This is a genomic window from Enterococcus sp. DIV0167, assembly GCF_050541555.1.
In the GTDB taxonomy this organism is placed as follows: Bacteria; Bacillota; Bacilli; order Lactobacillales; family Enterococcaceae; genus Enterococcus; species Enterococcus faecalis.
The window spans coordinates 1052958-1067792 of sequence record NZ_CP172933.1 but is presented as its reverse complement, the minus strand read 5'-3'; the positions used below and the strand labels follow the sequence as shown (position 1 = coordinate 1067792).

14 protein-coding genes are annotated in these 14835 nt (G+C 38.0%); 3 read left to right on the top strand and 11 right to left on the bottom strand.

The annotated features are described in order from the left end of the window. Nucleotides 1-11: 11 nt before the first annotated feature. Nucleotides 12-767, bottom strand: a complete 756-nt coding sequence (locus IGM09_RS05275) for a DnaD domain protein (protein WP_162782968.1) — start codon at nucleotides 765-767, stop codon at nucleotides 12-14. 45 nt (nucleotides 768-812) lie between these two features. Beyond that, nucleotides 813-995 carry a hypothetical protein gene (locus IGM09_RS05270; protein WP_050443818.1) on the bottom strand — a complete coding sequence of 61 codons (183 nt, stop codon included), beginning with the start codon at nucleotides 993-995 and terminating at the stop codon, nucleotides 813-815. Nucleotides 996-1164: 169 nt separating this feature from the next. On the opposite strand from IGM09_RS05270, the gene IGM09_RS05265 reads away from it, so the two are divergent. Both IGM09_RS05265 and IGM09_RS05260 read left to right on the top strand, forming a co-directional pair. Further along, on the top strand, nucleotides 1165-1647 hold the full coding sequence (locus tag IGM09_RS05265; RefSeq protein WP_002357856.1) for a helix-turn-helix domain-containing protein: 483 nt from the start codon (nucleotides 1165-1167) through the stop codon (nucleotides 1645-1647). A 34-nt stretch (nucleotides 1648-1681) separates the two neighbouring features. Further along, a complete protein-coding gene (locus IGM09_RS05260; RefSeq protein ID WP_002382232.1) occupies nucleotides 1682-2167 on the top strand; it encodes a toxin in 486 nt (161 codons plus the stop codon). 372 nt (nucleotides 2168-2539) lie between these two features. On the opposite strand, the gene rbfA is transcribed toward IGM09_RS05260, so the two are convergent. The 8 genes from rbfA to IGM09_RS05220 all read right to left on the bottom strand — a co-directional run bounded on the left by rbfA (nucleotide 2540) and on the right by IGM09_RS05220 (nucleotide 12403). Then, entirely contained in the window at nucleotides 2540-2890 is a 351-nt protein-coding gene (rbfA, locus tag IGM09_RS05255; RefSeq protein ID WP_002360497.1) for a 30S ribosome-binding factor RbfA, read from the bottom strand. 24 nt (nucleotides 2891-2914) lie between these two features. After that, nucleotides 2915-5305 (bottom strand): translation initiation factor IF-2, encoded by a 2391-nt coding sequence (gene infB, locus IGM09_RS05250; protein WP_016617232.1) that lies wholly within the window; start codon nucleotides 5303-5305, stop codon nucleotides 2915-2917. A 12-nt stretch (nucleotides 5306-5317) separates the two neighbouring features. Next, a complete protein-coding gene (locus IGM09_RS05245; RefSeq protein WP_002357860.1) occupies nucleotides 5318-5623 on the bottom strand; it encodes a YlxQ-related RNA-binding protein in 306 nt (101 codons plus the stop codon). Next, nucleotides 5613-5912 (bottom strand): RNase P modulator RnpM, encoded by a 300-nt coding sequence (gene rnpM, locus IGM09_RS05240; RefSeq protein ID WP_002363794.1) that lies wholly within the window; start codon nucleotides 5910-5912, stop codon nucleotides 5613-5615. The genes IGM09_RS05245 and rnpM overlap by 11 nt, the downstream gene beginning before the upstream one ends. Before the next feature lie 20 nt (nucleotides 5913-5932). Further along, complete coding sequence (gene nusA / locus IGM09_RS05235; protein ID WP_002357862.1) at nucleotides 5933-7132, bottom strand: transcription termination factor NusA; 1200 nt, start codon at nucleotides 7130-7132, stop codon at nucleotides 5933-5935. A gap of 143 nt (nucleotides 7133-7275) precedes the next feature. Beyond that, nucleotides 7276-7749 (bottom strand): ribosome maturation factor RimP, encoded by a 474-nt coding sequence (rimP, locus tag IGM09_RS05230; RefSeq protein WP_002357863.1) that lies wholly within the window; start codon nucleotides 7747-7749, stop codon nucleotides 7276-7278. A 205-nt stretch (nucleotides 7750-7954) separates the two neighbouring features. Continuing rightward, nucleotides 7955-9841 (bottom strand): Ig-like domain-containing protein, encoded by a 1887-nt coding sequence (locus IGM09_RS05225; RefSeq protein ID WP_033624929.1) that lies wholly within the window; start codon nucleotides 9839-9841, stop codon nucleotides 7955-7957. Nucleotides 9842-9982: 141 nt separating this feature from the next. Further along, nucleotides 9983-12403 (bottom strand): cation-translocating P-type ATPase, encoded by a 2421-nt coding sequence (locus tag IGM09_RS05220; RefSeq protein WP_033624927.1) that lies wholly within the window; start codon nucleotides 12401-12403, stop codon nucleotides 9983-9985. Nucleotides 12404-12621: 218 nt separating this feature from the next. Here IGM09_RS05220 and rnhC point away from each other — a divergent pair, with 218 nt between their 5' ends. Beyond that, nucleotides 12622-13539, top strand: a complete 918-nt coding sequence (rnhC, locus tag IGM09_RS05215; protein WP_002382224.1) for a ribonuclease HIII — start codon at nucleotides 12622-12624, stop codon at nucleotides 13537-13539. A gap of 66 nt (nucleotides 13540-13605) precedes the next feature. On the opposite strand, the gene IGM09_RS05210 is transcribed toward rnhC, so the two are convergent. After that, nucleotides 13606-14778 carry a class I SAM-dependent rRNA methyltransferase gene (locus IGM09_RS05210; protein ID WP_033624926.1) on the bottom strand — a complete coding sequence of 391 codons (1173 nt, stop codon included), beginning with the start codon at nucleotides 14776-14778 and terminating at the stop codon, nucleotides 13606-13608. Nucleotides 14779-14835: the final 57 nt, after the last annotated feature.

Below are 14835 nucleotides of genomic sequence, written 5' to 3'. Positions count from 1 at the left end.
TCCTCCTTTCTTTAAAAACCTAACTCTTGATATTCTTCTGTCATTTGCGGCGCGTGCTCCGACACTTGTTTTTTATCATTTACTAGAACTTCATGTACGGATAAATAATTTTGTTGCTCCCAACTTTTCAAAATAGCATTTACATAGCCGTAATTCCGTTTATTTCGATCGACGGCAATTCCTAAAGCATGCAAGATTAATTGGCATGCTTCCTCTTGGCTAGCCCCTTTTTGTATAAAATCTTGCAACCAATACTTAAAATCTTGGCTTGTTTTTGAGGCCAGTGTACCAAAGCCGTTTTCCTCATAAAAATGATAAATCGTCTTTAAACAATCGTTTTCTGAACTACTACCTTGACTCTGACCTAACTTAGACTGGACTATGCTTTCCTGTGGTAACCGTTGGTAGTCAGCTGGTTGAGCACTGACAGACGATTCTGCTTTAAACGTATAAGCTTTGCTATTTTTTTCAACAATCTGATTTTTCTCTTCTTGATACAAGGTTGGTTTGTAACGATCACTGCGAATATAATTATGAATTTTCCAATGTTTGATAACGATCACACCACTTTCAAATACTAGAATAAATTTTTTAACCATTAGCAATTTTAGATCGTCTTCCCCACAACCAACCATTCGCTGCAATTTTTTGGGATTATTGATAAATCCATCATCATCGGCACGCATCGCTAAATGAAAATACAGGGCCTGACTTGATAAAGGCATATCTAAAAACGCATCACTATCAATAATCGTTTTTGCAAACATGCGTCGTTCTGCCAATCCGCTTCTCTCCTTTTGACTAAATTATTGTTACTCTGTTAGTAATTCCATGAGGCCAATCATCCCAATCACGATGACCCCAATTTTTATTGAGACACTGCTTATTAATAAAATAATTGCTAAAAGTAACATATCCGACAACGTTTTTTTATAATTCCGACTCATTTCTTCACCCTTTCCACCAAAATACGGTTTTCCGAACAAAGTGTTCAAAAAAATTAGTTCAGTTAACCGAACATTTGAATGGCTCTATCTTAGCATCAAATATTTTCACTGTCAACTCATAAGTTCGGTTTTATGAACTGCTAAATTTAATTGCGATTGTTACTTGCCTTCTCTAAACAGGTATAGTATACTTTGAGGCAATAGGAGGTTCGGAAATATGAACATTTTTGCTATCCGTTTAAAAGAGGCTTTAACAGCCAAGAACATCAAACCTAGTGAATTAGCGAAAAAAACTGGCATCGGTAAATCTTCGATCAGCGATTGGCTAGCTGGTCGTTACGAAGCAAAACAAGACAAAGTTTATCGCATTGCAGATGCATTAGATATTAATGAGGCCTGGTTGATGGGACAAGAGGTTCCCATGGAAAAAAATGCCTCAACTATCGACCGCATTTATAAAAAATTAGAACCCCAACGACAAGCCATCGTTTATCAATTTGCCGAACAACAATTACACGAACAACAAACGCAAGCAGAAATTCTCTCATTCCCTCGCCGTGACGAAATGACACTGGCTGCCCACGCTGGGGATCCAGAAAAGATATTTTCAAAAGAAGAAATCGAGAAAATTCACGATTACTTGGATGAAATTGATGCCAAATATCAACAATCGATTTCTTCTGACAAAAAAGAGGATTAACTTCCCATCTACTCTTTTTATTAAGTAATGGCAGGTGAATGGTAAAGTGAATGATTATGAAAAACTCGTCAGTTCCATTCAAAAGGATGTGACGGTTTTAGAAATTGATTTATACAATCAAACAGGTTGTTATGGGTTGTATCGAAATGGCAAAATTTATATTGAAAAAACATTGAGTACCCGTCAAAAGAAGAACATTTTAGCCGAGGAATACGGGCATTATCAAACATCCGTTGGCACTATTTTAAATCAAAATTGTACAGAAAATCGGAAGCAAGAGTTGAAAGCCCGCAATGTGGCCTTAGAGCAATTAGTTACATTAGACGATTTAATTCGTTGCTCTGAAGCTGGCTTAAGTAACCATTATTCTTGTGCTGAATTTTTGGAAATCGATGTTGAAACATTAAAAAATGTGATTACGTACTATCGACAAAAGTATGGCGCCACTTATCTTTATAAAGGACGGATTTTTGAATTTAGGGATTATTCTGTGATGGTATTAAATACTGGGTTAACTTAAAAAGCATGGAACAAAATCAATAAGGATTTTGTTCCATGCTTAAAAGTATTCTGGAAAATTCAAGAGCGGTTTTTGTACCAATGGTTAATATGTCCAACGCCAAGCATAAGATTGGGGACAAGTATAAGGACGAATATAAATGACGGCCAAAATCCGATGAACTGAATAATATGTTTCCGCATACTATGTAGTACAAAGAAGAAAAGAAAAAAGTACAGGGAACTCTTGCCTGAACCCATTTCTTTTAAATAACGATCTCCATTTTTATAGAAAACAACAATTCTTTTCATCTTTGCACCTCCATGACTATTTTATCAAGAAATCATGAAAAGAAAAAGCACACCATTCGTCTGGTGTGCTTTTTCTTTTTAATTATTCACCTTGATTCAACTTACGAATCAACTCATCAATGTGATTTCCGTATTGGACAGATTCGTCTCTTTCAAAAATCAACTCTGGTGTTTTATACAAGGTTAACCGTTGTCCTAATTCTTTACGAATCAGTCCTTTGGCTTTGTCTAAGCCTTGTTGAGCTTTTTGTTGTTCGGAAGCTAAATCAGATAACAAGCTGTAATAAATCGTTGCTTGTTGTAAATCACCGGTCACACGAACATCTGTAATAGTGATGCCTTGGACGCGTGGATCTCTGATGCGTTTGTTCAAGATATCATTCACTTCACGCATGATTTCTTGACCTACACGACGGTCACGATAATTTGCCATAGTGTCTTCCTCCAATTACTAAAATTATTGTTTGATTTCTTCCATAATGAAGCCTTCAATCGCATCATCTACACGTAAATCATTGAAGTTTTCAATCATAGCGCCACATTCAAAACCAAGTTTGACTTCTTTCACGTCATCTTTAAAGCGTTTCAAGCTTGCTAATTTACCTTCATAAATAACAATACCATCACGAATGACACGCACGCCACTATCGCGGCGAATAAAGCCTTCTGTAACATAACAGCCAGCGATTGTGCCAACTTTAGATACTTTGTACAATTCACGAACCGTCATTTGACCCGTAATTTTTTCTTCAAATTCTGGATCTAATAACCCTTTCATCGCTGTTTCGATTTCTTCTAGGGCTTTATAGATAATACGGTGTAAACGAATATCAACTTCTTCTTGTTCTGCTTGTTGTTTCGCTTGTGGTGTTGGGCGAACGTTAAAGCCGATAATAATCGCATTACTTGCTGCGGCTAAAGTTACGTCGCTTTCATTGATGGCCCCAACTGCCGCGTGAACAATTTTCACACGAACGCCTTCTACATCAATTTTTTGTAAACTTGCTGAAACGGCTTCGGCAGATCCTTGTACGTCTGCTTTGACAATGATATTAACTTCTTTTAATTCGCCTTCTTTTAGGCTTTCAAATAAGTTATCCAATGTCACACGGCTACTTGCTGAACGTTGTTCAAGCAACGCACGTTTAGCCCGTTCTTCCCCTGCTTGACGTGCTGTTTTTTCATCTTCAAAGACCACAAAACGATCACCCGCTTGAGGAACATCATTTAATCCGGTAATTTCTACAGGAGTTGCGGGTCCTGCTTCTTTATCACGGCGGCCCATGTCATTGGTCATCACACGAACACGTCCGTAAGTATTACCAACAACGATTGGATCACCAACATGTAAAGTTCCTTGTTGAACGAGTAATGTCGCAACTGGACCTTTACCTTTATCTAAGCGCGCTTCAATCACTGTTCCAATTGCTTTTTGCGTTGGATCAGCTTTTAAGTCTTCTACTTCAGCAATCAATAAAATATTTTCCAATAGCTCATCAATGTTTTGATTGAATTTCGCTGAAATATTGACGAAAATCGTATCTCCACCCCATTCTTCAGGAATTAATTCATGTTCACTTAATTCTTGTTTCACATGATCAGGGTTCGCACCAGGCTTATCAATTTTGTTAACTGCTACAATAATCGGCACTTTTGCCGCTTTCGCATGGTTAATCGCCTCGATTGTTTGTGGCATTACTCCATCGTCCGCTGCAACAACTAAGATGGTAATATCAGTGATGCTAGCACCACGCGCGCGCATACTTGTAAAGGCCGCATGTCCTGGTGTATCTAAGAACGTAATTGGTTTGCCATCAATATCTAACTGATAGGCACCAATATGCTGCGTGATACCGCCTGCTTCACCTGAAGTCACACGAGAATGGCGCAATGTATCTAATAATGTTGTTTTCCCGTGGTCTACGTGTCCCATGATTGTGACAACAGGGGGACGTGTAGTTAAGTTTTCTTCAACAACTGCTTCTGGTTCGAAGAATTTATCAATGTCCGCAATATCAACTTGAACTTTTTCTTGCGGTTCCATGCCATAGTCCACAGCTAATAATTCAATTGTATCTTTATCTAGGGCTTGGTTTTGGTTAACCATGACACCCATCATAAATAATTTTTTGATGATTTCCGCTGGTTCGCGGTGGATTTTTTTCGCAATATCCGCCACGTTCATACCTTCTGTATATTCTAAAACATCTGGTAATTCACGGAATTTACGTGCTGGAACTGCTGGCTTCGCTGATTCTTGTTGATGTTTGCCTTTTTTCCCTTTTTTATTGAAACGATTGCGGTTTTGGTTATTAAAGTTATTCCGGTTATTACGATTTTGACCGCCACCAAAATTGTTGTTACGGTTTTGGCCGCCACGATTTTGGTTGTTCCCGCCATTGTTATTTTGGCTGGTCCGATTTTGATTCGTTGTAGAACCGTTATTGTTTTGGGTATTGCGGTTTTGATTGTTTGTATTTGTTTGATTGCTACGGTTTTGTGTGTTGCTTTGGCCGTGACGATTTTGGTTATTTCTTTGTTGTCCATTCGTTGATTGATTGTTTGGACGATTTTGATTATTTCTTTGTTCACCAGGTTTATTGTTCATTGGTTTCTTATTGGCTGGTTTATTTTGTGTTGTTTGTTGCTTTTGGTTGTTTGTTGCTTTTGATTGAGTATTTACGGTACTTCCTCCTCCGAATGCTTGACGAAGCTTTGTTTCTTGCTCGGAACTAATTGCGCCCATATGGTTTTTAACATCCATACCTAATTGATGCGCTTTATCGACAACGTCTTTGCTTGCTTTATTCATTTCTTTTGCTAGTTCATAAATTCTTTTTTTTCCCATGCAATCACCTTCCTAACCTTTTAGTAATTCCTTGATTTTGGTGGCAAATCCTGCATCAGTTACTCCGATAACCATTCGTGGTCGCCCAATCGCTTGGCTGAGCTCGAATTGACTGAACAGTTCGCTAACAGGAACATTATAATAAGAACTTTTGTCCTTGATTTTCTTTCTAGTATTCTCACTGGCATCTTGCGCAACAAACACAAATTTCGCTTTGTTTGCACGAATATCTTTAAGGGTTAATTCCTCGCCTGTGACTAATTTACCGGCGCGCATTGCTAAACCTAAAAGGTTCAAAATTTTGGTTTTATTTTCCATCGCCAAACAACTCTTTGCGGGCTTTTTGATGTGTTACATAATCCAATAGTTCTTGATAAAATTCATCACTTAATTTTGTTTCTAAGACACGATCAAGAATTTTTTTATCCCAAGCTTTTTGGACTTCCGCAGGATCCAAATCAACGTAAGCGCCACGTCCAGGTAATTTACCAGTTGGATCTAAGGCCACTTCGCCTTCTTTGGAGCGAGTAATTCTGACTAATTCTTTTTTCGGTTTCATTTCGCCTGAAACAACCGATTTACGCATTGGAATTTTTCTCTTTTTCATTTTTTCACCCTCCAAAAACGTTATTCTTGTTCAGGTAATTCTTCTGTAATTTCTGCTTCAACAACTGCTTCTTCAGCAGCCAAGTTTTCGTAATCATCTGCCGTCATATCTGAATGGATAATTGCTTCATCCATTTCTTCTGCCACTTCGGCAACTTCTTGATTGGCTTGTTGTTCATAAAATTCAGCCATATCAGATTCTGATTTGATATCAATTTTATGGCCCGTTAATTTAGCAGCTAAGCGCGCATTTTGACCACGTTTACCAATTGCTAATGACAATTGATAATCAGGTACAACAACTGTACATGCTTTGCTATTTTCTGGATCAAAAATAACATCTAATACTTGAGCTGGATTCAAGGCATTACTAATATAAATAGCTGGATCTTCGTTCCATTCCACAATATCCATATTTTCGCCTTTTAATTCATTCACAATCGCTTGGACACGTTGGCCTTTTGGACCAACACAGGTACCCACTGGATCAATATTAGGATCTGTTGAACGAACGGCTACTTTTGAACGATCGCCAGCTTCACGAGCGACGCTTACGATTTCAACAATTCCATCATAAACTTCTGGAATTTCTTGTTCAAAAAGACGTTTTAGTAAATCTGGATGACTACGGCTTACAAAAACTTGTGGGCCTTTTGATGTGTTTTCAACACGTGATACGTAAACTTTAATCCGATCATGCGGTTGGTAAAATTCATTTGGCATTTGATCTTGTTTTGATAAGACTGCTTCGATTTTGCCTAAGTTTACATAAATATAACGACGATCTTGACGTTCAACAATTCCTTGCATGATGTCATTTTCGTATTCGCTAAATTCATTATAAATAATTGTTCTTTCTGCTTCACGGACACGTTGTAAAATTACTTGCTTTGCTGTTTGGGCAGCAATGCGGCCAAAGTCTTTTGGCGTAACCTCAAAACGAATTTTGTCGCCGATTTCATATGCCCCATTTAATGCAACGGCATCTTTTAATGAAACTTCCAGTTGTGAATCAAATACTTCTTCTGTTACTTCTTTGACAGCATATACGTGAATATTGCCTTTTTTTGGTTCAAATTCAACTTCGACGTTGCTTGCTTGTCCATAATGTCTTTTATATGCAGAAACTAAAGCTGCTTGTAACGCTTCAATCACCGTATCTTTAGGAATCCCTTTTTCAGCTTCTAATACGTCTAATGCATTTAACATTTCTTTGCTCATTGTTTTTCTTTTCCTCCTATGGATTCGTTAAAGCTGAACGAGTGGTTCTTCTTCCAAGGGAAAAACTTCTCGTTAAAACTTGTCACAGGCCTAGCTAAAAGTAAAACTTTTAGTGGACCCTTTTTTACATTCGAGTCTGTTGATTAAAATTGAATGGCTAAACGAGCTTTTGCGATATTTTTACGTTCAAAAGTCATTTCCTTCACTCTGGTTTTAATTTTTACACTTAATGTTAATTGTTCTGAATCAAGATGGACTAAAGTACCCTCAATCTGTTTTTCTCCATCAACTGCTTGATAAAGAGAAATATGAATGTACTTGCCTACCGCTTGTTCATAATCGCTTTCTTTCTTTAACGGACGTTCTGCTCCCGGAGAAGAAACTTCCAGAAAGTACGCTTGCGGAATTGGATCTGGATCCATTGCATCTAGTTTTTCACTTAATTTTTCGCTGACAAAGGCACATTCCTCAATATCAATGCCACCTTCTTTATCGATAAATACTCGTAAAAACCAATTTTTTCCTTCCTTAACAAACTCTACTTCCACAAGTTCAAAATTTTGTTCTTCTAAGATTGGTGTGACTAACTTTGTTACAGTTTCCACAGCACTACTCAAAATTTTCGCCTCCTTCGAGATTGATGTAACGAACCGTGTCCTGATGACTTTTCCATCAAAAAGAGTGAGCAGAAATCCGCTCACTCCCAACTAGTATCATTACGCTAAAGATAGTATAGCACAGAACCACTCCAAACTCAAATGAACAAGCTAAATCTCTCGAAATTTGCACATTTTGTCTCGATTACTGAAACTATCTAAGCGATTATTTTTTCGTTTTAAAATAGATAAATAATCCTTGAATCAAAAGAAGGCTACCTAAGAAAAGAAACGCGTTTTCTTTTGTTTCTCCTGTTTTTGGCAATTCCTTATTACGAATCGCCTGTTTTTCAATGGTTATTGAAGTAGTTTCTGTGGTTGAATTCGTGGTAGTATCTGTTGTCCCACTCGTTGGTGGTGTGGTACTTTCTATAGGTTTTTCTGGCGTATAGTGATTAGTAAATACTTGACCTCCATCATACTGAGTAGTCGCCACAAGATTTCCTAAAAGCGCCTCGACGGTTACTTGAACTTGAAGGTTGTGCGTATCGTAGGAAACACCTGCCTGTTGCGTGTTTACTTCCCGAATGGTGTATTGATAGTTTCCAGGAGTTTCAAAGGTTAATGGTGAAAATTGAATTTTCCCTAAAGTATCGTTACTAACCGTTTCTAGTACTGTACCTTTCTCATCTAACAATTCAAATTGAAATTCAGCATCCTTTAGTGGTTTTCCTAAAAGAACTTTTCCAGCTAAAAATGAAGCAGAGACTGGTTGATATGAAATCTTATGATTCACAACAGTTTTCAGTGCAACTAAGTTTTTACCAAAGTCTTCAGGTGTTATTGAAATCTTGTTTTGCGAAAGTTGGTAACCGATAGGTGCTTTGGTTTCTACTAAAGTATAGTTATCTTTTAACAAGCCTTTAACAATCGCTGTTCCGTTTTGATCTGTTGTGATTTTGGCCACTGTTTGATTGGTTGAGTTACGAATGAGTTCAAACTCTGCACCTGCTAAACGCTGTCCCGCTTCATCTTCTTTATGAATTTCAACAACATATTGCTCACCATTGGCTTCTCCACCACCCGTTTGTGAGACACGACTCACTTCGACTTCTTCCACCACCGTTTGATTTTCTGTTAATTTTGCATAATTTGTGAAGGTTTCACCTTTTTCGGGAAGATGATCGATTTTGGTTTTATAGGTGATACGATATTCATTAGTCCCAATATTGCCAAAATGCACCGAAAAATTGCGGTCACCAGGACCATACTGGACAGACAACTGACCAGTTATATCTTCCTCTGACGTGAACTGCCAAATAGCATTTCCATCCAGTGTCCATTGTCCTCGTTCAATTTTCATAGTGTCTTTGATATAACTTAAACTTGCTGTTTTTAGCACATCTTCCACTTCTAAATCAGTATACGTTTGCCCTGTTGGATTAATCCGTAGTACATTGTAAATTTCGGTTGGATCGTCTTCGATAAACCACGAATACTTGCTAAATTTTTCGTTAACATCATCGCCTTCACCTTGGTAATCAAGATCGCCAGCAAATATTTTTTCCCCTTCCACCGTGACGTAAATAGGAATCTTGGATTCATTTTCGACATTTTCGAAATCAATCAAACTTGTAAAATATAAAGACCCACTAATATTGGCATGGTTTTCTACGTAATCTGTATACGTTAACGTGACCGTTTTATTTGCTACATCGGTCTGTGCGATTGCAACCACAGCACCTGTATCATCTACTACATTAAAGGTCATATTTTTCTCGAGACGTAGCTCTTCGGGTAAAGTGATCACACTCGTATCCCCACTATTAACGGTATTATCCGGTAAGTTGAACTCAATTCGGAGGTAGATGTCTGTATATTGATTAATGGTCCCAAGTGGGTTCCCCTCTTTGTCCGTTAGTTGAATCGCTGTCACAATGTTGCCCACTTGTTTACGCGGTATTACGTTTGGCGTAGCAGAAATTTGATTGGTTTCACTGGTACTAGTTGGTTCCGTTTGCGCATATCCTGTTTCAAGTTTCAGAAAAGGCGTTATCAGCGTCGACAAAAGAATGAAAAACATTCCCCAATAGACAAAACTTCTTTTTTTCATTTTTATTCAATCCTTCCTATCTAAAATAATTGGTTAGGTTTATACTATCAAGGATTAACTAGGTGCAAGTGTTTTTATTTTTCCCAACGATAAAAAACAAAAAACACCGAACCAAAATAATTTTGGCTCGGTGTTTTGCTCCTAATGTCTTTTCTTATAAAACCATAATTGAACTTTTTCAGAAATGGTTGATAAATGTTGGAAAGTTGAGTCTGCTGCAAAGAAAAGAATGGCTAAAAGTAACAAGGCTGTTGGCGATACCGAAGTTAACGAGAACAAGTTTTTCATGGAAATACTTGTAATAACCATTCCGATTAAACAGCCAATCATTACGCGCTTGCGGTAACGATTCATTGGTGAACTAATTTTATAAAGAACCATAAAGCCGACTGAAACTAGCAACAATGTTGCAGTCGTTGAAATGTCCGTTTTTTGAAGTGCAAGAATATCACCACAAATTAGTAAAGCACCGACTACTAACATATCCGTTAACCCACCAGGAATTGCTTTTGATAACACATTGAAAAGAAATTTCCCTTCAATGCGACGATGATTTGGTTCCAAAGCTAGAAATGTCGAAGGAATACCAATTGTAAATAAACTAATCAATGTGACTTGTGTCGGTTGTAAAGGATATGTCACGGCAAAAATCATAGCAAAGACAGACATCAGCAAGGAGAAAATATTTTTTACAAGGAATAAACTTGAAGAACGTTCAATGTTATTAACTACTTGGCGGCCTTCAAAGACAACCTCCGGCATCGTTGAAAAATCAGAATCCAACAACACAACTTGCGAGGCTTGTGCTGTAGCTTGATTTCCTGAAGCCATGGCAATACTACAATCTGCTTCTTTCATGGCTAAAATATCATTGACTCCATCCCCTGTCATCGCCACTGTATGATCTAATTTTTTCAACAATAGTACAAATTGTTTCTTTTGTTCTGGCGTGACACGACCAAAAACGGTGTATTTTTCTAAAGCTTCTGTCTGGGCTTCCATTGTAGTTAATGTTCGCGCGTCCACATAATTTTCAGCACCAATAATGCCTGCCGCTTGTGCTACATTGGATACTGTTAAAGGATTATCGCCAGAAATGACCTTAATGGCCACATTTTGTTCAGCGAAATATTCAAAAGTTGCTTTGGCTTCTTTACGAATCGGATTCCAAAGAAGAATGTAGCCTAGAGGTTGAACCTCTGCTGCCAACGTTTCCTGAAATTCTCCTAAATACTTTCCGAACACCAATAAGCGATAGCCTTGACTTGTATAATGTTCCACTTCAGATTGATACATTTCATAATTGTCTCTCAAAATCATCTCTGGCGCCCCAAGAATATACGTCGCTTCCGGGAAAGTCACGCTACTAAATTTTTCGACAGACGAAAACGAGGTATAGCTAACAGCTTCCCTCTGATTATTAGTAACAAAAAATTCTTTCATCGCTTTCATCGTATCGTTGTCAGCTGACATTGTTCGACAAAAATCGCCAATTAATTTTTCGACATTGGTTAAGTCTGTACCATCATTTTCGATACTCACCACAGGAACCAACTCTTGGACTTCCATCGTGTTTTCAGTAATTGTTCCTGTTTTATCTACACATAACACATCGACACGTGCTAAGGATTCGATACTTTTCATGTTGTGCAATAAAACGCCGCGCTTCGCTAAGCGCATTGTGCTGGCAGCTAATGCAACGGTTGTTAAAAGGTACAACCCTTCTGGAATCATCCCAATCAAGGCAGCTTCCATGGAGACAATGCTGTCATGAAGCCCTTGATGGTTGATGAAATAACTTTGGAAAAATAGAACACAGCCGATTGGAATAATAATAATCCCTACCCATTTCACCAAACGGTTAATGGAACCGACCATCTCTGATTGTTCCCCTTTTTTAATTGATTTCGCTTCAAGCGTTAATTGATGAACATAGGCCTCAGCGCCAATTTTATCAATTCTTGCATAACAAGAACCTGACACAATAAAGCTACCTGACAAAAGTTGGCTATCTGCTACTTTGGTAATCTCATCAGATTCCCCAGTTAACAAGGATTCATTCACACGGACTTCACCAGATAAGACAATTGCATCCCCAGAAATCTGTTCACCCGATTTAAAGAGCACCACATCGTCCAAAACCAGTTCATCTGGCGAAATTTCTTGTTCTTGACCATCCCTCACAACGGTTACTTTTGTAGCGTTTAGAATATTTAAGCTATCTAATACTTTCTTCGACTTAATTTCTTGGTAAATTCCAATGACCGTATTAATGATTACTACTGGCAAAAAGGTCATATTTTTATAAGATTGTACCAGCATTAATAACACACCTAGTACCACAAAAATTAAGTTGAAATACGTAAATACGTTATTAATAACAATCTGTTTCGTTGTGATAAACTCTGTATCGACGGCAGCATTGACTAAGCCTTTTCGCTGTCTTTCTTCAACTTTTGCGGCCGTCAAGCCTTGTTTATCTTCTGGATAATAGCGTTCCGCGTTAGCAGTCACTGCTATTGGTTCATTTTCTTGCATTTCTTTTTTTCTTCTCAAACACATCACCCCTTGTTCTAGTCGACTCTTTCATCGTCTCCTTCTCTCCCACAGTATAGCACTGAATAAAAATTTAGATAACAACTAGCGTCCAACTATAGAAAAAAATTATACATTTCCTAAACATTGTCATTTTCAGGAACAAGCTAACGCAAAACCTTTTCATTTACTTGTTTTTCCTTTACTATAGTAAAGAAGAAATATCAAGAAATGAGGAACAATTGATGGCACAGAATCACGTAATTAAAGTTAGTAAAAAAACATTAGCAGAGATGACCACTGTTTATCAACCCAATCGTTTAAATAAAACGGTCCCTTATACTGTCTTTGTGGCCAAGGTTGGCACCACTACCATCACTGCTTATCAATCAGGTAAAGTCATGTTTCAGGGACCTCAAGCTGAAAAAGAGGCCGCTCGTTGGGAAGGAACGAGTACCACACCACAGAAAAAAGTTTCTGCCCAGACTACTACACTGCCTGCTGATTTTGGCAACTGGTCTGTGATAGGTTCCGATGAAGTTGGTAATGGCAGCTATTTTGGTCCTGTAACTGTCTGTGCTGCCTATGTTGACAAAAGCATGATTAGCAAACTAAAAGCATTGGGTGTTCGTGATTCCAAAGAATTAACCGACCCACAAATTATTCAATTGTCACATGTCATTAAAGAACTGATTCCTTACAAGTTATTAATCGTTGAACCAAAAAAATACAATGAGATCCAACCAAACTACAATGCTGTACACATGAAAGTCGCTTTGCATAACCAAGCGATTTATCTGTTGCTACAAGAGTTGGCTCCCACAAAGCCAGAAGGGATTTTGATTGACCAATTCACCCCTGAAAATAACTATCGGAAATATGTTCGTAATGAAAAAAATCAAGTCACTGAAAAATTGTTCTTCGTCACTAAAGGAGAGCAGTATCATGTTGCCGTTGCTGCCGCCTCTATTATTAGCCGCGCTGCTTTTTTAGAAGAGTTAGACAAAGAATCTGCAGAATTGGGTTTCTCTGTGCCCTCTGGTGCTGGCAGCAAATCAGACCAAGTAGCCGCCCGTATTTTGAAAAAAGGCGGCCTAGACTTATTAGCGAACTACGCGAAGCTGCATTTTGCAAACACCCAAAAAGCCCAAAAGTTACTATAAAATAAACACCAAGCAAAAGTCCCAATGCCGATTAGCGGCGCTGGGACTTTTGCTTGGTGTAAAAAATTATTTTTCAATTTCGATAAACAGGACTTTTAAGTAGTTCCCCTCTGGAAAATTAGGATTCACTTGAAAGTCTGCTGGTAATTGATACGTGTCCGTAATCTTGTAACGAACATTTTTCTCTTGCAAGGCAGTCATTACCATTTTTTGATATTTGGCTAAGGATAAATTTGCCGCATTGGTTGAGGCAATAAGCGTTCCCTTATCCGTTAAAATATCAATAGAATCTTTCACTAGCTCCCCATAATTTTTAGCAACGGAAAAAACTTTCTTTTTGTTACGAGCAAAACTTGGCGGATCCAAAATGATCATGTCATAGCTCAAGCCTTTACGTGAAGCATATTTAAAGTAGTCAAAAACATCCATGACAATAATCTTTTGCGGGGCAAGATTTAAATGATTGACTTCAAATTGCTCAGTCGTTTTCGGTAAGCTTCGTTTAGCTAAATCCACACTAGTGGTGGCCACGGCACCTCCCATAGCGGCAGCTACTGAAAAAGCACCTGTATAACTAAACATATTTAAGACTGTTTTACCTACTGCAAAACCATCTACTAATCGACCACGAACTTCTTTTTGATCTAAAAAGATGCCTGTCATTAATCCTTCGTTTAAATAGGTAGCAAATTGAACGCCATTTTCAGTGACAAGTAATGGCTCGGGTGCTTGTTCGCCATACAAAAACTGTGATTCGGGTAAATTTTTTGTGGAAAAGCGAATCTTTTCGTAGGCACCAATAATGTCAGGATAAACTGTGCGAAACGCCGTCAAAAGTTCGGCTTTTTTCTGATAAAGGGTTTCATTATACCATGAAAAAACGGCGTAATCTGCATAGCGATCGATGATTAGACCCCCAATGCCATCTCCTTCTCCATTAAATAATCGATAAGCGGTTGTCAGCGAATCCTTTTCAAAAGACGTCCGCTTCTCACGACTTATTTCAAAGAGTTGTTGAAAAAAAGATTGATTAATTGGTCCATGCCATGACAGCAACCAACCAATTCCTTTATTTTGTTCGCCTAAATATCCTTCAGCTAAGCGCTGGCCTTTACTATCAATCAAAGTAAGCCAATCTGTTGGTAACTGCGCTGGCACTTGTTGCAAATCTTCTTTCTGAATTAAAGGATATCCTTTTTTAAATTTATGTTCTGCTTTTTTAGTTACTTGAAGTTTCATTCTGTACACCTACTTTTCAAAGTCCTATCTAGTATAGCAAAAAAAGGCCCATCTGTC

Bases quoted from the DNA above. Each gene is read 5' to 3' on its own strand.
- IGM09_RS05275 (WP_162782968.1), bottom strand. From the start codon at position 767: ATGTTTGCAAAAACGATTATTGATAGTGATGCGTTTTTAGATATGCCT.
- IGM09_RS05265 (WP_002357856.1), top strand. From the start codon at position 1,165: ATGAACATTTTTGCTATCCGTTTAAAAGAGGCTTTAACAGCCAAGAAC.
- rbfA (WP_002360497.1), bottom strand. From the start codon at position 2,890: ATGGCAAATTATCGTGACCGTCGTGTAGGTCAAGAAATCATGCGTGAA.
- infB (WP_016617232.1), bottom strand. From the start codon at position 5,305: ATGGGAAAAAAAAGAATTTATGAACTAGCAAAAGAAATGAATAAAGCA.
- IGM09_RS05245 (WP_002357860.1), bottom strand. From the start codon at position 5,623: ATGGAAAATAAAACCAAAATTTTGAACCTTTTAGGTTTAGCAATGCGC.
- rnpM (WP_002363794.1), bottom strand. From the start codon at position 5,912: ATGAAAAAGAGAAAAATTCCAATGCGTAAATCGGTTGTTTCAGGCGAA.
- nusA (WP_002357862.1), bottom strand. From the start codon at position 7,132: ATGAGCAAAGAAATGTTAAATGCATTAGACGTATTAGAAGCTGAAAAA.
- IGM09_RS05225 (WP_033624929.1), bottom strand. From the start codon at position 9,841: ATGAAAAAAAGAAGTTTTGTCTATTGGGGAATGTTTTTCATTCTTTTG.
- IGM09_RS05220 (WP_033624927.1), bottom strand. From the start codon at position 12,403: ATGTGTTTGAGAAGAAAAAAAGAAATGCAAGAAAATGAACCAATAGCA.
- rnhC (WP_002382224.1), top strand. From the start codon at position 12,622: ATGGCACAGAATCACGTAATTAAAGTTAGTAAAAAAACATTAGCAGAG.
- IGM09_RS05210 (WP_033624926.1), bottom strand. From the start codon at position 14,778: ATGAAACTTCAAGTAACTAAAAAAGCAGAACATAAATTTAAAAAAGGA.